General features: G+C 61.9%; 16 protein-coding genes. 9 read left to right on the top strand and 7 right to left on the bottom strand.

The genetic code is table 11. The features are described from left to right. The first annotated feature begins 25 nt into the window (after window positions 1-25). From OSW16_RS04155 to OSW16_RS04145, 3 genes are all read left to right on the top strand, one after another. Window positions 26-661, top strand: coding sequence for a lytic polysaccharide monooxygenase auxiliary activity family 9 protein (locus OSW16_RS04155; RefSeq protein ID WP_267820952.1), 636 nt, complete (start codon window positions 26-28; stop codon window positions 659-661). Window positions 662-764: 103 nt separating this feature from the next. Then, entirely contained in the window at window positions 765-1,130 is a 366-nt protein-coding gene (locus tag OSW16_RS04150) for a PilZ domain-containing protein (RefSeq protein WP_012312725.1), read from the top strand. A gap of 263 nt (window positions 1,131-1,393) precedes the next feature. Continuing rightward, complete coding sequence (locus tag OSW16_RS04145; protein ID WP_241806551.1) at window positions 1,394-2,911, top strand: nucleobase:cation symporter-2 family protein; 1,518 nt, start codon at window positions 1,394-1,396, stop codon at window positions 2,909-2,911. Between the two features lie 97 nt (window positions 2,912-3,008). On the opposite strand, the gene radA is transcribed toward OSW16_RS04145, so the two are convergent. Next, window positions 3,009-4,376, bottom strand: coding sequence for a DNA repair protein RadA (radA, locus tag OSW16_RS04140; protein WP_241806550.1), 1,368 nt, complete (start codon window positions 4,374-4,376; stop codon window positions 3,009-3,011). Between the two features lie 178 nt (window positions 4,377-4,554). Here radA and mscL point away from each other — a divergent pair, with 178 nt between their 5' ends. Then, a complete protein-coding gene (gene mscL, locus OSW16_RS04135) occupies window positions 4,555-4,974 on the top strand; it encodes a large-conductance mechanosensitive channel protein MscL (RefSeq protein ID WP_267820948.1) in 420 nt (139 codons plus the stop codon). Window positions 4,975-5,056: 82 nt separating this feature from the next. Here mscL and OSW16_RS04130 read toward each other — a convergent pair whose 3' ends face one another. Beyond that, entirely contained in the window at window positions 5,057-5,833 is a 777-nt protein-coding gene (locus OSW16_RS04130) for a ferredoxin--NADP reductase (RefSeq protein WP_241806548.1), read from the bottom strand. Window positions 5,834-6,045: 212 nt separating this feature from the next. Here OSW16_RS04130 and OSW16_RS04125 point away from each other — a divergent pair, with 212 nt between their 5' ends. Then, entirely contained in the window at window positions 6,046-6,756 is a 711-nt protein-coding gene (locus tag OSW16_RS04125) for an autoinducer binding domain-containing protein (protein WP_267820946.1), read from the top strand. A gap of 93 nt (window positions 6,757-6,849) precedes the next feature. Next, on the top strand, window positions 6,850-7,974 hold the full coding sequence (locus tag OSW16_RS04120) for a methyltransferase (RefSeq protein ID WP_267820943.1): 1,125 nt from the start codon (window positions 6,850-6,852) through the stop codon (window positions 7,972-7,974). 31 nt (window positions 7,975-8,005) lie between these two features. On the opposite strand, the gene OSW16_RS04115 is transcribed toward OSW16_RS04120, so the two are convergent. The 3 genes from OSW16_RS04115 to OSW16_RS04105 are packed head-to-tail and all read right to left on the bottom strand — an operon-like array spanning window position 8,006 to window position 10,617. Continuing rightward, the gene (locus OSW16_RS04115; protein ID WP_267823870.1) at window positions 8,006-8,161 is read right to left on the bottom strand and encodes a DUF2474 domain-containing protein; all 156 of its coding nucleotides are present in this window, start codon (window positions 8,159-8,161) and stop codon (window positions 8,006-8,008) included. A gap of 8 nt (window positions 8,162-8,169) precedes the next feature. Then, entirely contained in the window at window positions 8,170-9,177 is a 1,008-nt protein-coding gene (gene cydB, locus OSW16_RS04110; RefSeq protein ID WP_241806545.1) for a cytochrome d ubiquinol oxidase subunit II, read from the bottom strand. Between the two features lie 3 nt (window positions 9,178-9,180). Next, window positions 9,181-10,617: a cytochrome ubiquinol oxidase subunit I gene (locus OSW16_RS04105; protein ID WP_241806544.1), complete on the bottom strand. Its 1,437-nt coding sequence runs from the start codon at window positions 10,615-10,617 to the stop codon at window positions 9,181-9,183. A 345-nt stretch (window positions 10,618-10,962) separates the two neighbouring features. Between OSW16_RS04105 and OSW16_RS04100 the strand changes: the two genes are divergently transcribed. From OSW16_RS04100 to trmA, 3 genes are all read left to right on the top strand, one after another. Continuing rightward, entirely contained in the window at window positions 10,963-12,183 is a 1,221-nt protein-coding gene (locus OSW16_RS04100; protein WP_267820940.1) for an MFS transporter, read from the top strand. Between the two features lie 154 nt (window positions 12,184-12,337). After that, entirely contained in the window at window positions 12,338-13,633 is a 1,296-nt protein-coding gene (locus tag OSW16_RS04095) for an NCS2 family permease (RefSeq protein ID WP_241806542.1), read from the top strand. Beyond that, window positions 13,630-14,715 carry a tRNA (uridine(54)-C5)-methyltransferase TrmA gene (trmA, locus tag OSW16_RS04090; protein WP_267820937.1) on the top strand — a complete coding sequence of 362 codons (1,086 nt, stop codon included), beginning with the start codon at window positions 13,630-13,632 and terminating at the stop codon, window positions 14,713-14,715. The genes OSW16_RS04095 and trmA overlap by 4 nt, the downstream gene beginning before the upstream one ends. Before the next feature lie 38 nt (window positions 14,716-14,753). On the opposite strand, the gene pcaG is transcribed toward trmA, so the two are convergent. Both pcaG and pcaH read right to left on the bottom strand, forming a co-directional pair. Then, window positions 14,754-15,359: a protocatechuate 3,4-dioxygenase subunit alpha gene (gene pcaG, locus OSW16_RS04085; RefSeq protein WP_267820935.1), complete on the bottom strand. Its 606-nt coding sequence runs from the start codon at window positions 15,357-15,359 to the stop codon at window positions 14,754-14,756. A gap of 10 nt (window positions 15,360-15,369) precedes the next feature. After that, a complete protein-coding gene (pcaH, locus tag OSW16_RS04080; RefSeq protein WP_241806539.1) occupies window positions 15,370-16,089 on the bottom strand; it encodes a protocatechuate 3,4-dioxygenase subunit beta in 720 nt (239 codons plus the stop codon). Between the last annotated feature and the right edge of the window lie 69 nt (window positions 16,090-16,158).

Here is a 16,158-nt window from a genome sequence, read left to right as displayed (position 1 = left end):
AAAAGCCAGCAAAAAGGAAACGATCATGACCACGGAAAAAGCCGGCACCGCTCAACGCTCAGCCCCCATCGCCCCCACCCATGGTTCGATTGCGACCCCAAAGTCCCGCGCCACCTTCGCTGAAGAAAGACGCTTTATAGACGGGAATCTTCACAACGGGATCGAAAGCGGCAAGTTCTTTCCGGAGACGACCGGTGGCCTGACCGACCCCTATGCTAAGGACGACGTAACAAATATTGCACCGCCAGCCGATGGCAAGATTGCCAGCGGCGAGCGGCCCGGCGCGGCCTACCTGGACAAAACGGATGTCGAGTGGGACAAGCATGATGTTGCCAGCGGCGCATCCCTTGATTTTGTCTGGAGTTTCAGTGCGCGCCACAAATATCGCCGTTTCAACTACTTCATCACCAAAGCCGACTGGAACGCCGGGGAGCCGCTGACCCGTGCCCAGTTCGAGCCGCAGCCGTTCGCCACATTCCTTAATGAACTCCAGCCTTACTGGGGCTTCACCGACGAGCAGATGTGGCCGGCGCAACCCACCACCCATACGCTGAAGCTCCCTGAGCGCCAGGGCTATCACGTACTGCTGGGCGTGTGGGAAATAGCTGAGACCGACAAGGCCTTCTATCAGGTAGTCGACCTCAATTTTGTTGCCGAATAAAGGTGTAGCCAGGTGACTCGGCCATATGTCATCCGGGCCACCCGTCATCCGGCAGGAGTGCCCGTGGCTGGTCTATAGTCAGTGCTAATGACGAGGGCCCGCCATGACCACTCCTTCCGACGATCGCCGGCGCTTCCAGCGCATTGATTTCGACGCCCCCACCGAACTACGCCAGGGCGATCGCCGCTGGCCGGTCAAACTGCTCGATCTTTCGCTCAAGGGCCTGTTGATCGAGCGCCCTGAGCCGTGGAACGCCGACCTCACGCAGGATTTCGATGCGATCATCCAGCTGGACCCTCACACACGTGTGCAGATGCAAGTGGAGCTGCGCCATGAAGAGGCGAAGCGGCTGGGGTTCATTTGCCTGTACATCGACATCGATTCGATGAGCCATTTGCACCGTCTTGTGGAATTGAACGTGGCCGACAGCACCGAAATGATGCGCGAGCTGCGTCAACTCATCGAATAATGGGATCTCTTAGCTAGCTAATAGCTTTCCCACCTTGTGTTTCTTGTCTACCCAGACAGCTTTCAAGCTGGGTATCACCACGTTGTACACACCCCTCTAACACCGTATTCAACGAGTTGGTACGCGATCTGCATTGCGTTCTTGCACACCCTGCACGCCTGCTTGTTCGCGCTCCAATCAAAATATTGTATACAATTCTTGTAGCAATCATTTGTAGGAAGTGTCTACAGTAGCGGCACAACAATAAACAGTGAGCCTGCTCAATGACTACGTCCCCTAGCACGTCTCCCGCCAAGCGCCCCGAGGACGAAAACCTCGGCCTTGGAGCCAACTTGGCTTATGGCCTTCAGCATGTGCTGACCATGTATGGAGGGATCGTCGCAGTACCGCTGATCCTTGGGCAGGCTGCGGGCCTGAACGGTGCCGAGATAGGCATGCTTATCGCGGCCTCGCTGTTTGCCGGAGGCCTGGCAACGCTGCTGCAAACGCTCGGCCTGCCATTCTTTGGATGCCAGTTGCCGTTGGTGCAGGGCGTATCGTTCGCTGGCGTGGCAACCATGGGGGCGATTCTCAGCAGCCAGGACGGTGGTGGCTTGCCAGGCGTGCTGGGAGCAGTCATGGCGGCATCGCTGATCGGCTTTCTGATCACCCCGGTGTTCTCGCGCATCACCAAGTTCTTCCCGCCGCTGGTCACCGGCATCGTCATCACCACCATCGGCCTGACGCTGATGCCGGTGGCCGCACGCTGGGTGATGGGCGGCAACAGTGCTTCGCCGGAATTCGGCAGCATGGCCAACATCGGCCTGGCAGCGCTGACCTTCGCCATCGTGCTGCTGCTGAGCAAACTGGGCAACGCGACCATTTCGCGCCTTTCGATTCTGTTGGCCATGGTGTGCGGCACCCTGATTGCCTGGGCGCTGGGCATGACCGACTTCAGCAAAGTCGCCGAAGGCCCGATGTTCGCCTTCCCCACCCCTTTCCACTTCGGCATGCCGACTTTCCACATCGCGGCAATCCTGTCGATGTGCATCGTGATCATGGTGACCCTGGTGGAAACCTCGGCCGACATCCTGGCCGTAGGTGAAATCATCGATACCAAGGTCGACTCCAAGCGCCTGGGTAACGGCCTGCGCGCCGACATGGCCTCGAGCATCCTGGCACCGGTGTTCGGCTCGTTCACTCAAAGCGCCTTTGCCCAGAACGTAGGCCTGGTGGCCGTGACCGGGGTCAAGAGCCGCTACGTGGTGGCCACCGGTGGCGTGATCCTGGTGGTGCTGGGCCTGCTGCCGGTGATGGGCCGGGTGATTGCAGCAGTGCCGACGCCGGTACTGGGCGGCGCAGGCATCGTGCTGTTCGGCACTGTGGCCGCCAGCGGCATCCGCACCCTGTCCAAGGTCAACTACAAGAACAACGTCAACCTGATCATCGTCGCCGCTTCGCTGGGCTTTGGCATGATCCCGATTGCCGCGCCGAACTTCTACCACCACTTCCCGAACTGGTTCGAGACCATCTTCCACTCCGGCATCAGCTCGGCAGCGATCATGGCCATCGTGCTGAACCTGATCTTCAACCATTTCACGGCAGGCAATTCGGACCAGCAGTCAGTATTCGCCGCCGGCTACGAGCGCACCATCCAGTACTCGGACATCTCTGCGCTGCGCGATGGCGACTACTTCAAGGAAGGCAAGCTGTTCGACGCCGAGGGGAATGAGGTGCCGGTTCTGGAGCAGGACGAGCATGGCAATACGGCGCCCAGGCGAACGCCGGTAGCCGAGCACTGACCGCTGACTGAGCGGTAAAGCAGGGGGAGCCGATGCGCATCGTCGGCTCCCCCTTTTTGTTTGCCTGCAGCGGCCCCCGGCCAACCCCGCAAGCGGGTTACTCGAACAAGGCGTCCAAGGCCTGCTCCAGCCGGGTCACGGCGATCACTTGCAAGCCGGCCGGTGATTCCTTCGGCGCGTTGCCCTTGGGCACGATGGCCCGCTTGAAGCCATGTTTTGCCGCTTCTTTGAGGCGCTCCTGCCCACTGGGAACCGGCCGCACCTCGCCCGACAAACCAATCTCGCCAAATACCAGCAGCCCATGGGCCAACGGCCGGTTGCGCAGGCTGGACATCACTGCAGCCAACAAGGCCAGATCCGAAGCGGTTTCAAGGACCTTCACGCCGCCGACGACATTGAGAAACACGTCCTGGTCATGGGTGGGGATGCCACCATGGCGGTGCAGCACCGCCAGCAACATGGCCAAGCGGTTCTGGTCCAGGCCCAGGGTGACACGCCGCGGGTTGGCCAGGTGGCTGTCATCGACCAGCGCCTGTACCTCTACCAGCATCGGCCGGGTACCTTCCCAGGTGGCCATGACCACGCTACCTGGTACTTCTTCCTGAGCCCGGTTGAGGAAGATCGCCGATGGGTTGGATACCTCTTTGAGCCCACGGTCGGTCATGCCGAAGACGCCCAGTTCATTGACCGCACCGAAGCGATTCTTCACCGCGCGCAGCAAGCGCAAGCGGCCATCGGACTCACCCTCGAAATACAACACGGTGTCGACCATGTGCTCCAGCACCCGCGGCCCGGCCAGGGAGCCTTCCTTGGTGACGTGGCCGACCAGGAAGATCGCCGTACCGCTCTGTTTGGCGTAGCGCACCAGCAGAGCCGCACTTTCGCGCACCTGGGCGACACCGCCGGGCGCGGATTGCAATTGCTCGGTGAAGATGGTCTGGATCGAATCGATGACCATGACCCGGGGCTTTTCCTGACGAGCCGTGGCGATGATCGTTTCTATGCACGTCTCGGTCATCACCTTGAGTTGGTCCTGGGGCAGCCCCAGGCGGCGTGAGCGCATGGCCACCTGCTGTTGCGATTCTTCGCCGGTGACATACAGTGCCGGCATGCCAACGGCAATGTTGCACAAGGTCTGCAGCAGAATGGTCGATTTGCCGATGCCCGGATCACCACCGATCAACACCACCGAGCCATCGACCAGGCCGCCACCGAGCACGCGATCGAGTTCGGTGCTGCTGGTGGTGAAGCGTGGAATCTCCTCGACGCTGACTTCGGCCAGGGTCTTGATCTGCGCCTGCTGCCCGGTCCAGCCGGCGCGACCGCTGGGTGGCGCTGCGCCACCGCTCTCGATCATGGTTTCGACCAGGGTGTTCCAGGCCCCGCATTCGCCACACTGGCCGGCCCATTTGGGAAAGGTAGCGCCGCACTCGGTGCAGCCATACAAGCGCTTGGCCTTGGCCATGGGCAGGGTCTCCTGGAAAAAGTGGCCATGATAGCCGACGCAGAGCGGTCGTGATCGCGTCTGGATGCGACAAAACTATTCTTGCCCGGAGCAGTCATTACCCCTGAGCGGCAAGCATCAAGCGTTTTGCTGGTTTACACTGGGTTGACGCCACCATTTGTTATAAGGGATATCGAACATGGGAATGATCAGTGAGTTCAAGGCCTTCGCGGTCAAGGGAAATGTCGTCGACATGGCGGTCGGTATCATTATCGGCGCGGCGTTCGGCAAGATCGTCTCCTCCTTCGTCGGCGACGTCATCATGCCCCCGCTGGGGCTGCTGATCGGGGGTGTGGACTTCAGTGACCTGGCGATTACCTTGAAGGCAGCTGAAGGTGACGTACCGGCCGTGGTGCTGGCCTACGGCAAGTTCATCCAGACCGTGATCGACTTCGTGATCGTGGCATTCGCCATCTTCATGGGTGTGAAGGCAATCAACCGCCTGAAGCGCGAAGAGGCCGTGGCGCCAAGCGCTCCGCCAACACCCACCCCTCAGGAAACGCTGCTGACCGAGATCCGGGATTTGCTCAAATCCCAGAACCAGAATCGCCTGCCCTGAGGAGCGGCAAGCGGCAAGCTGCAAGAGAAAAGCCGCTCGGCGCAACGCTCGCAGCTTGTAGCTTGCAGCTTGCAGCTTGCAGCTACCAGTAATTCTCCACGGCCACCTGGCCAGGCCGCTTGCTCAAGCTCAACTGCAAGTCACGCGCCTTGAGCACCTTGCGGGTCTCATCGATCATTTGCGGGTTGCCGCAAAGCATGACCCGTGAGTGCTCGGGCGACAGTTCGAGCCCCGCCGCTTTTTCCAGCTCGCCGTTCTCGATCAGCGTGGTGATACGCGCATTCAACGCACCCGGATGCTGCTCACGGGTAACCACCGGGATGAATTGCAGCTTGCCTGCAAACTCCGCCAGGTAATCACGCTGTTCAAGCCCGGCAATGTCATCCACATAGGCCAGCTCCTTGGCCTCGCGTACCGAATACACCAGCTTGATGCTGTCGAAACGCTCCCAGGCCTCGAAGTCCTGCAGGATCGACATAAAAGGCGCAATGCCAGTACCGGTCGCCAACAGCCACAGGTCACGGCCACCGACGAAGCGGTCAAGGGTCAGGTAGCCAAACGCCTGGCGGTCGATCAGCAGGGTATCACCCTCGCCGAGGCGGCTGAGCTCGCTGGTGAACTCCCCGCCCGGCACCACGATGGAGAAGAAGTCGAGATACTCGTCATGCGGCGCACTGACCATCGAATAGGCACGCCAGACCACGCTGCCATCGGCCTTGGTCACGCCAAGCCGCGCGAATTGCCCGGCCCGGAAGCGAAAGCCCGGGTCGCGAGTCACCCGCAGGCTGAACAGGCCAGGCGTCAGTGGCTGGACGTCCAGCAGGGTCTGGCGGGTAAACTTTTCGGCACTGGCGGTCATGACGGGCTCCGTGAATAGCGTACGCACAGTGTCGCGCAAAGCGGCCAGGATAAAAACCGTTCGATTGTAAGGGCACAGACGACCACTCAGCCGTTTTCATGGGCAGATGAGACCTCCTTAACAAAAAAAACCCAACATGCCGCTCGGTCTTTTCCTACAATTGTTCCGGTATGCAAACGGATTGAGTCCTCAGGACGCGACGGAGGGGGCCAATGCCTCACTGGAATCACGAGCATTTACATCGCCTGGTCACTGAAAGCACGCCCCAGAAGGTATTCGACCTTGCGGTACACCTGGCACAGGACCTGGGCATGGAGTTCATGGGGCTCAAGCTGCGCATTCAACTTGCGGCCCAAGCCCCCAGGCTGTACCTGTACAGCAACTACCCGCTGGCCTGGATCGAGCGCTATCAGCGCGATGAGTTCTACAAGCAGGACCCGGCAGCAGCACTGAGCCACACGTCGACCGGGCCGGTACTGTGGACCGATGAGTTGTATCGTGAAGCCCCTGACTTCCGTGAGCAGGCCTGCAAACATGGCCTGCGCCACGGCTGGACTCAGACGTTGCACGACCTCCGGCACAACGAGACGCAACTCAGTGTGGCAAGGCCCTGTGGCGAGATCGACATCCACGAACTGTACGACAAGGCCGGCCAGGTGCAATGGCTTTGCCACACGCTGCATGACACCATTTGCGAGCACCACCTGGGCAAATTGAGTTCGCCACTGAAGATGAGCGATCGCGAACTGGAGGTGCTGAAGTGGTCGGCCGCCGGCAAGACTGCAGCCGACGTTGCCTGCATTCTGTCCCTGTCGCTCAGCACGGTGAACTTCCATATTCGCAGCGTGATCACCAAGACCAACGCCTCCAACAAGGCCGGCGCCGTCGCCATTGCGATGATGCGGGGCCTGATCGACCAGTAGCCCAGCCTGCGACCCGCTGCAAAGCCCTGTAGAATCGCCTACCAAAGCTCGTGACGATCCGTCTCGGGCAGATCCGTGCCCGAGCCAGATGCCATGCCCCTGTTGATCACACCCTATGCCGAACTCGACCTGATCCGCCACCCGGACCAGGCCAACGACCCGTTGCAGGCCTTTGACGCCGCCGATGAATACCTGCTCGAGCAGCTGCACGCTCAGCCACTGGCTGCCGGGAGCAGCGTGCTGGTACTCAATGACAGTTTCGGCGCACTGGCCGTCAGCCTGGTCGACCACGTGCCAGTGGTCAGCAGCGGTGATTCGCACCTGGCCCGCATGGCCCTGGAAAAAAACCTCGCGCGCAACGGCAAGGCTTTCGACAGCGTACCTTTCGTGCCCGCCAGCGAACATTGGCAGGGGCACTTCGATCGCGTGCTGGTCCGTGTGCCTAAAACCCTTGCACTGCTCGAAGAGCAACTGATCCGCTTGCAAGGCCATCTGGCGCCCGGCGCCCAGGTCATCGCTGCGGCCATGATCAAACACTTGCCTAGGGCTGCGGGTGAACTGCTAGAGAAGTACATCGGCCCGGTGCAGGCTTCGCTGGCGCAAAAAAAAGCGCGCTTGCTGACGGCCACCTTCAGCGAGCGCCCAGCCGCACGCTCCCCCTACCCGACCCGCTACCGCCTCGAGTCCCCGGCGCTCGAACTGCTCAACCATGCCAACGTATTCTGCCGCGACGGCCTGGACATCGGCACACGGGCCTTCCTCCCCCACCTGCCACAGGGCCTGGGCAATGCCCGTGTCGCCGACCTGGGTTGCGGCAACGGTGTGCTGGCCATCGCCAGCGCGCTGGCCAACCCCCAGGCGCACTACACACTGGTGGATGAATCGTACATGGCGGTGCAGTCGGCGCAGGAAAACTGGCAGGCGGCGCTGGGCGATCGCGCGGTGACGGTGCAGGCAGGCGATGGCCTGGCCGGGCTGGAAAAGCAATCGCTGGAGGTGGTGCTGTGCAACCCGCCGTTCCACCAACAGCAGGTGGTGGGCGACTTCCTTGCCTGGCGCATGTTCCAGCAGGCGCGTGAGGCCTTGGTGGTTGGCGGTGCGTTGTACATCGTCGGCAATCGCCACTTGGGCTATCACAGCAAATTGGCGCGCCTGTTCCGGGGGGTTGAACAGGTGGCCGCGACACCGAAGTTCGTGATCCTCAAAGCCCGCAAATGAAGCCGGGGCCGCTCAGTGCGGCCCCGGATCATCAATGGGTGGTCAACCCCGCCGCGCTCATGAACAGCCGCATCGCATAGGCCGCCACACCCAGGGCGGCCACGCTCGCGGCCCAGATCAGTACCAGCCAGCCCAGGCGTTGCCACAGGGGTTTCTTCTCTTCAAGGCCATGCTTGCCAGCCATGATGGGCCCTCCTAGTGATAGCCGTCTTCGTGGGTGACCTTGCCACGGAACACGTAGTAGCTCCAGAAGGTGTACCCCAGGATGAATGGCAGGATGAACAACGTGCCGACCAGCATGAAGCCCTGGCTCTGCGGCGGCGCGGCTGCCTCCCAGATCGAGATCGACGGTGGAATGATGTTCGGCCACAGGCTGATACCCAGGCCGCTGTAGCCCAGGAAGATCAGCACCAGGGTCAGCAGGAACGGGGTGTAGTTGGCACTGCGTGCCACCGCCTTGAACAACCCGTAGAAGGTTACCAGCACCAGCAGCGGTACCGGCATGAACCAGATCAGGTTAGGCATGCTGAACCAGCGATCGGCGATCTGTGGGTAAGCGATCGGCGTCCACAGGCTGACGATGCCGATCACCACCAGCAACACCAGGGCCAGCGGCCGGCCGAGCTTGTGCATCTGCGCTTGCAGCGGCCCCTCGGTCTTCATGATCAGCCAGGTGCAGCCAAGCAAGGTGTAGGCAACGATCAGGCCCAGGCCACTGAACAGGCTGAACGGGGTCAGCCAGTCGAGCGTGCCACCGGCGTAGTGCCGGTCCACGACCTTGAAGCCCTCGATGAACGCCCCAAGCGCCACCCCCTGGAAGAAGGTCGCCACCAGTGAACCGCCGATGAACGCTTTGTCCCAGATGTGGCGCTTGTGGTCCTTGGCCTTGAAGCGGAACTCAAACGCCACTCCGCGGAAAATCAGGCCGATCAGCATGAGGATCAGCGGCAGATAAAGCGCTTCGAGCACCACCGAATAAGCCATCGGAAAGGCCCCGAACAGCCCGGCGCCGCCCAGGATCAACCAGGTTTCGTTACCGTCCCACACGGGGGCGACGGTGTTCATCATCACGTCACGGTCCCGCTCAGCCTCGACGAAGGGGAAGAGCATGCCGATCCCTAAGTCGAAACCGTCCATCACCACGTACATCATGACGCCGAAAATGATGATCACGGCCCAGATCAGCGGAAGATCGATACCCATGGCTCAGTTCTCCTTGCTCAGGCTGGGGGCAGTGGCCTTGTGGCCTTCATCGGCAGCGGACAGCGGCCGTGCCGGCGTGCGTTTCTGGCCTGGGCCACCTGGGGTGTGCTCATCGCCCTCGCCGGTTTTCGGCCCTTTGCGCACCAGGCGCATCATGTAGCCCAGGCCCGTGCCGAACAGCGCGAAGTACACCACCACGAATGCGATCAGGGTAAAGCCCAGCTGGGCGTAGCTATGGTTGGACACGCCCTCCGACGTCCGCATCAGCCCATACACCACCCACGGCTGGCGGCCGATCTCGGTCGTGAACCAGCCGGCAAGAATGGCGATCAGCCCCGATGGCCCCATCCACAGCGTCAGGTACAGGAATGGGCGCGACGTGTAGAGCGTGCCGCGCTTGCGCAGCCAGAGGCTCCACAGGCCAACGAAGATCATCAGGAAACCAAGCCCCACCATGACCCGGAACGACCAGAAGACAATGGTCGAGTTGGGACGGTCCTCGCGCGGGAACTCCTTCATGGCAGGCACTTGTTTATCCAGGCTGTGGGTAAGGATCAGGCTACCGAGCGCCGGGATTTCGACCTTGAAGCGGGTGGTTTCGGCTTCCATGTCCGGGATGCCGAACAGGATCAGCGGGGTTGGCTCGCCAGGGACGTTCTCCCAGTGGCCTTCGATTGCGGCAATTTTCACCGGCTGATGCTTGAGGGTGTTGAGCCCGTGGAAATCACCGATCACAGCTTGAATGGGGGCAACGATCAGCGCCATCCACATGGCCATCGACAGCATCTTGCGCACCGCCGGGTTATCCCGCCCGCGCAGCAGGTGCCAGGCTGCCGAGGCGCCAACGAAGAAGGCAGTGGCAACGAACGCGGCGGTGGCCATGTGCATCAGGCGGTAGGGGAACGAGGGGTTGAAAATGATCGCCAGCCAGTCCACCGGCACGACCCGGCCATCGATGATCTCGTGGCCTTGCGGGGTCTGCATCCAGCTGTTGGACGCCAGGATCCAGAAAGTCGATACCAGCGTCCCCAACGCCACCATCACCGTTGAGAAAAAGTGCAGGCCCCGGCCCACACGGTTCCAGCCAAACAGCATGACGCCGAGGAAGCCTGCCTCAAGGAAGAAGGCCGTCAGCACCTCATAGGTGAGCAGTGGGCCCGTGACAGCGCCGGCGAAGTCTGAAAAACGGCTCCAGTTGGTCCCGAACTGGTAGGCCATGACCAGGCCCGAAACCACGCCCATGCCGAAGTTCACGGCGAAGATCTTCGACCAGAAATGGTAAAGGTCACGGTAGACCTGCTCGTTGGTCCTCAGCCAAAGGCCTTCGAGAACCGCCAGGTAACTGGCCAGTCCAATGGTGATGGCCGGAAACAGGATGTGGAACGACACGGTAAAGGCAAACTGAATTCGGGCGAGCTCGAGGGCTTCTATTCCGAACATGATGCTTCCTCTTCAGGTAATCCGGCTTCGGGCTCGTGGCCCGTTGCCCACAGCCCCCGCGTTAGTGTCGAGTGCGGCACGTTGGAATTGTTCTGTTCGATCGCAGGGATTTTGACCCGTAGGCCAATTCGTTGTTTCTGGAACGATTGATCCAGATCAACGATTGCTACCAAGCATAGTCCTGAATGGCACGGCAGGCGGTGCGGTTGTTTGCCGCGTGACCAGTTGCCTCATGGGTTTCCAAAGCCGGTGGAAGCGTGCCGACACAGGCAAACAGTAACCGTTTGTTACAAACAGATGATAATCTGCCGCCCCCGTCTACTGCGCCGAGGCCACAGGTTTCCGATGTCCGATTCCGCACCGCAGTTGTTGCGCCATCACCGCCCTTTCATTGCCTTCTGGCTGGCCCGTGTGTTCACCGCCAGCGGTTTTCAGATGCTCACCGTGGCCATTGGCTGGCACCTCTACCAGCTGACCGGCAATGTGCTCGACCTGGGCCTGGTCGGGCTCGTCGAATTCGCCCCGCGGGTGCTGTTCATGCTGCACACCGGGCATGTCGCCGACCGCTTTGACCGGCGTAAGGTCGCGGCCCTGTGCCAGACCCTGCAGGGCCTGATCGCCCTGATGCTGGCGTTGGGAAGCGCCACCGACAACGTCAGCCGCGAACTGATCTTCGCCCTCGCCTTCCTGCTCGGCGCTACCCGCTCGTTCGAAATGCCCGCCACCCAGGCGCTGCTGCCCAATGTGGTGCCGCCCGGGCTGTTTCCTCGGGCCGTAGCGGCCTCAGCCTCGGCCACCCAGGCGGCGACCATCGTCGCCCCGGCCGTGGGCGGGTTTCTTTATGCCTTCGGCAGCATTTGGGTGTACGGCCCTACCGTGGTCCTGTATGTCATTGCATGCCTGCTGATGCTGAGCCTGAACTCGCGCCAGCAGGTGCCGCAGCGAGGGCGAGCCAGCCTGGAGTCGTTGCTGGCCGGGATCCGTTTCATCCGTAGCCGGCCAGACATTCTCGGGGCGATTTCCCTTGACCTGTTCGCCGTGCTGCTGGGAGGCGCCACCGCGCTGCTGCCAGTGTTCGCCAAGGACATCCTGCTCACAGGGCCGTGGGGCCTGGGCTTGTTGCGGTCGGCGCCCGCGGTGGGTGCGCTGCTGATGTCGTTCTGGCTGGCGCGCTTCCCGGTAGAGCGCAAGGTCGGCCGCACCATGTTCACCGCCGTCGGGGTGTTCGGCGTGGCCACCATCGCTTTTGGCCTGTCGACCTCATTCTGGTTCTCGCTGGCGGTACTGGTGGTGCTGGGTGCGGCAGACATGATCAGCATGGTGATACGCGGTGCGTTCGTGCAACTGGAAACACCGGACGAGATGCGTGGCCGGGTAAGCGCGGTCAACGGCCTGTTCATCGGCGCCTCCAACCAGCTCGGCGAGTTCGAATCGGGGGTCACGGCGCACTGGTTCGGCACGGTGCCGGCGGTGGTGCTGGGGGGCGTGGGCACCTTGGTGGTGACCGGCGTGTGGATAAAGCTGTTCCCGACACTGGCTACGCGGGATCGATTGCACAATGGTTGACGGCGGCCTGAACGGCCATAGGCCCCTGCCAGTCATGCTGGTATGATGCGCGGCTTTTTTCCTCCCCACGCAAAACCACGGCAGCCGCTGCGGCCTGTGCTTTGCTGATGGGGTCGATACATTCACGGCGCCGGGGGCGCCTCGGGGAGCGGGCATGCTGGAAAGGCTGTTTCAACTAAAAGCACACAACACCAACGTGCGCACCGAGATTCTTGCGGGCGTCACCACCTTCCTGGCGATGGCCTACATCCTGTTCGTCAACCCGAGCATTCTCGGCGAAACCGGCATGGACAAGGGCGCGATCTTCGTCGCCACCTGCCTGGCTGCGGCCATCGGCTCGGCGACCATGGGCCTGATTGCCAACTACCCGATCGCCTTGGCGCCAGGCATGGGCTTGAACGCGTTCTTCACCTACACCGTGGTCCTGCACATGGGCCACACCTGGCAGGTGGCGTTAGGCGCGGTGTTCCTCTCGGCGGTCATGTTCTTCCTGCTGTCGATCTTCCGCATACGCGAGTGGATCGTGAACAGCATCCCGCTGCCGCTGCGCTCGGCCATCGCTGCGGGCATTGGCCTGTTTCTGGCGCTGATTGCCCTGCATAACGCCGGCATCGTCGTCGATAACCCGGCCACCTTGGTGGGCATGGGTGACCTCAAGCAGCCGTCGGTCATTCTTGCCACGCTGGGTTTCTTCCTGATTGTGGGCCTTGAATCGCTCAAGGTGCGCGGCGCGGTGCTGATTGGCATTCTCGCAGTGACGGTCGCGGCGATCGCGATGGGCGTCACACCATTCGGCGGTATCGTGTCGATGCCACCGTCGCTGGCACCGACCTTCCTGCAGCTGGATATCGCCGGGGCCCTGGACGTGGGCCTGGTCAGCGTGATCTTCGCGTTCCTGTTCGTCGACCTGTTCGACAACTCGGGCACCCTGATCGCCGTGGCCAAACGCGCCGGCCTGATGGGCAAGGACGGCCACATGCCGAAGATGGGCCGTGCCCTGATCGCCGACAGCACCGCGGCCATGGCCGGTTCGCTGCTGGGCACCTCGACGACCACCAGCTACATCGAGTCGGCGGCAGGCGTGAGCGCCGGTGGCCGCACCGGCCTGACCGCCATCGTGGTGGCCGTGCTGTTCCTGCTGGCGCTGTTCTTCGCCCCGCTGGCCGGTAGCGTACCGGCCTTCGCCACCGCACCGGCATTGCTGTTCGTCGCCGTGCTGATGGCTTCGGGCCTGGCGGAAATAAACTGGGACGACGTGACCGAGGCCGCACCGGTAGTGGTCACCGCCCTGGCCATGCCGCTGACCTACTCGATCGCCAACGGCATCGCCTTCGGTTTCATCTGCTGGACTGCGGTCAAACTGATCTCCGGCCGCCGCCACGAGCTGAACCCGGCACTGGTGATCCTTTCCATCCTGTTCGTCATCAAGCTGGGCTGGTTCAACGCATGAGTGCTGTCTTCGACCCAAGCGCCTACGACGCGCAACTGCAGGCCAAGGTTACCCGCCTGCGCGAGCTGCTGGCCCCCTTCGGTGCGCCGCAGCCCGCTGTGTTCGACTCGCCGCGCGAGCATTATCGCTTGCGTGCCGAGTTCCGCCTGTGGCGCGAGGACGGCCAGCGCCACTATGCGATGTTCGCCCCGGGCGAGAAGCACAAGGCCATCCTGATCGACGATTTCCCCATTGCCAGCGAGCGCATCAATGCACTGATGCCACGCCTCAAGGCGGCCTGGCAGGCCAGTGAAGAATTGAGCAATCGCCTGTTCCAGGTGGAGTTCCTCACCACCCTCGCCGGCGATGCGATGATCACCCTGTGCTACCACCGCCCGCTGGACGAAGCCTGGGAAGTGGCAGCACGGCAGCTGGCCGAAGAACTGGGCGTGAGCCTGATCGGCCGCTCCAAAGGCAAGCGGCTGGTCATCGGCCGTGATTACGCCGTGGAAAAACTCGACGTGGCTGGCCGCGTGTTCAGCTATCGCCAGCCCGAAGGCGCCTTCACCCAGCCCAACGGCGCGGTTAACCAGAAGATGCTGAGCTGGGCTTACGACGCCCTCGGCGAGCGCGATGACGACCTGCTGGAGCTGTACTGCGGCAACGGCAACTTCACCCTGCCGCTGGCTACCCGGGTACGCCAGGTGCTGGCCACCGAGATCAGCAAGACCTCGGTCAATGCCGCCCTGAGCAACCTGGAAGAGAACGCTGTGGATAACGTGCGGCTGGTGCGCCTATCGGCAGAAGAGCTGACTCAAGCGCTGAATGAGGTTCGCCCGTTCCGCCGGCTGGAAGGGATCGACCTGAAGCGTTATGCCTTCGGTACGGTGTTCGTCGACCCACCGCGTGCGGGGATGGACCCGGATACGTGCGAGCTGACACGGCGCTTCGAGCGGATTCTGTACATCTCGTGCAACCCGGAAACGCTGGCGGCCAACATCGAGCAGTTGCAGGACACGCACCGCATCGAACGTTGTGCGTTGTTTGATCAGTTCCCATACACCCACCACATGGAAAGTGGGGTATTGCTGGTTCGACGCTGATTAGCAGAAATTGGGGCCGCTTTGCGGCCCCAGTTGTATCAGAAGTCGAAGAAGACCGTCTCCCCTTCCCCCTGAACACGGATATCGAAGCGATATGCCGTCTTGCCGTCCACCTCGCAACGCTTGGCAATCAAGGTTTCACGGCGCTGCGGCTGCTCGATCAGGTTGAGCACCGGGCACTTGGCGTTCGCCTCGGCCTCATCCTCGAAGTACAGCCGCGTGTGCAAGTGGATGTTGATGCCGCGGGCAAACAGGCTGATGTTGATGTGCGGGGCCATCGGCACACCGGCAGCGTTGTTCACCACACCCGGTTTGACGGTCTGGACGGTCCACTCACCGGCATCGAAGGTGGTGGCGGTGCGACCGAAGCTGTTGAAGGCGTTTTCCAGGTTGTAGTCATCCTGGTACTGGCCATTGGCATCGGCTTGCCAGAGTTCAAGGAATGAATCGCGGATCAAGTGGCCGTTGCCGTCGTACACATGGCCGATCAACAGGATGTGTTCACCCGGCGCCTCTGGCTTGGCCAGGCGGTTCCAGATTTCCTGGTCACGGGTGGGGTTACCGGCCGCTTCCAGGGCCAGGCCGATGTGTACATAGGGGCCGGCGGTCTGCGAGGGGGTTTCCGGCAGCAGTTCGATTGGCATGGCGGGGTCCTCAGCAGTTTTCGAAGTGGGTCTTGCGCTGGCCGCGCAGCACGATGTCGAAGCGGTACGCCAGGCAATCCATGGGGTTGGCGTTACTCATGTCGAGCTTGGCGATCAGTTGCTGCACCGCTTCAGGGTTGGCGATCGACTTGACGATCGGGCACATCGGGATCAGCGGGTCGCCCTCGAAGTACAGCTGGGTGATCAGCTTGGTGGCGATCGACGGGCCGCTGATACCGAAGTGGATGTGCGCCGGGCGCCAGTCGTTCGGGCCGTTGCGCCATGGGTAGGGGCCGGGCTTGATGGTGCGGAAGCTGTAGTAGCCATCACTGTCGGTCAGGCAGCGGCCGACGCCCCCGAAATTCGGGTCCAGCGGCGCCAGGTAGCGATCGTTCTTGTGGCGATAACGGCCACCGGCGTTGGCTTGCCACATTTCTACCAAGGTATTGGGCACTGGCTTGCCGTATTGGTCGACGACGCGGCCGGCAACGATGATGCGCTCACCAATCGGCAGGCCACCGTTGTTGAAGTTGAGCAGCAGGTCATGGTCGTGGGCGCCGAAGCCCAGGTGGGTGAAATCCGGGCCGGTGGTTTCGCTGATCGACTGCGGAATGCTGACCAATGCCTGGCGCGGCGAGCGGGCAACAGAAGTCTTGTAGTCGGGCGTCAGGGCCTTGGGGTGCCAGTTGCGATCACGGATCACGAAGCGGCTGTTGTCCTGGGCGGGCATGCCGTTTTCCTCTCTTGGAGTTATCAAAACACCTGTGGTTCGCAGGCGGACTTGCAGTTTCGGATAGGT

The sequence above is a fragment of the Pseudomonas putida genome (assembly GCF_026625125.1).
In the GTDB taxonomy this organism is placed as follows: Bacteria; Pseudomonadota; Gammaproteobacteria; order Pseudomonadales; family Pseudomonadaceae; genus Aquipseudomonas; species Aquipseudomonas putida_X.
The sequence above is the reverse complement of the archived record's forward strand: the minus strand, read 5'-3'. Positions and strand labels throughout refer to the sequence as shown.

What these genes read in the sequence shown, in the direction of transcription:
- OSW16_RS04095 (WP_241806542.1), top strand. Translation starts at nt 12,338, where the DNA reads ATGCTGGAAAGGCTGTTTCAACTAAAAGCACACAACACCAACGTGCGC.
- trmA (WP_267820937.1), top strand. Translation starts at nt 13,630, where the DNA reads ATGAGTGCTGTCTTCGACCCAAGCGCCTACGACGCGCAACTGCAGGCC.
- cydB (WP_241806545.1), bottom strand. Translation starts at nt 9,177, where the DNA reads ATGGGTATCGATCTTCCGCTGATCTGGGCCGTGATCATCATTTTCGGC.
- radA (WP_241806550.1), bottom strand. Translation starts at nt 4,376, where the DNA reads ATGGCCAAGGCCAAGCGCTTGTATGGCTGCACCGAGTGCGGCGCTACC.
- pcaH (WP_241806539.1), bottom strand. Translation starts at nt 16,089, where the DNA reads ATGCCCGCCCAGGACAACAGCCGCTTCGTGATCCGTGATCGCAACTGG.
- OSW16_RS04150 (WP_012312725.1), top strand. Translation starts at nt 765, where the DNA reads ATGACCACTCCTTCCGACGATCGCCGGCGCTTCCAGCGCATTGATTTC.
- OSW16_RS04100 (WP_267820940.1), top strand. Translation starts at nt 10,963, where the DNA reads ATGTCCGATTCCGCACCGCAGTTGTTGCGCCATCACCGCCCTTTCATT.
- OSW16_RS04130 (WP_241806548.1), bottom strand. Translation starts at nt 5,833, where the DNA reads ATGACCGCCAGTGCCGAAAAGTTTACCCGCCAGACCCTGCTGGACGTC.
- OSW16_RS04125 (WP_267820946.1), top strand. Translation starts at nt 6,046, where the DNA reads ATGCCTCACTGGAATCACGAGCATTTACATCGCCTGGTCACTGAAAGC.
- pcaG (WP_267820935.1), bottom strand. Translation starts at nt 15,359, where the DNA reads ATGCCAATCGAACTGCTGCCGGAAACCCCCTCGCAGACCGCCGGCCCC.
- OSW16_RS04155 (WP_267820952.1), top strand. Translation starts at nt 26, where the DNA reads ATGACCACGGAAAAAGCCGGCACCGCTCAACGCTCAGCCCCCATCGCC.
- OSW16_RS04120 (WP_267820943.1), top strand. Translation starts at nt 6,850, where the DNA reads ATGCCCCTGTTGATCACACCCTATGCCGAACTCGACCTGATCCGCCAC.
- mscL (WP_267820948.1), top strand. Translation starts at nt 4,555, where the DNA reads ATGGGAATGATCAGTGAGTTCAAGGCCTTCGCGGTCAAGGGAAATGTC.
- OSW16_RS04145 (WP_241806551.1), top strand. Translation starts at nt 1,394, where the DNA reads ATGACTACGTCCCCTAGCACGTCTCCCGCCAAGCGCCCCGAGGACGAA.
- OSW16_RS04105 (WP_241806544.1), bottom strand. Translation starts at nt 10,617, where the DNA reads ATGTTCGGAATAGAAGCCCTCGAGCTCGCCCGAATTCAGTTTGCCTTT.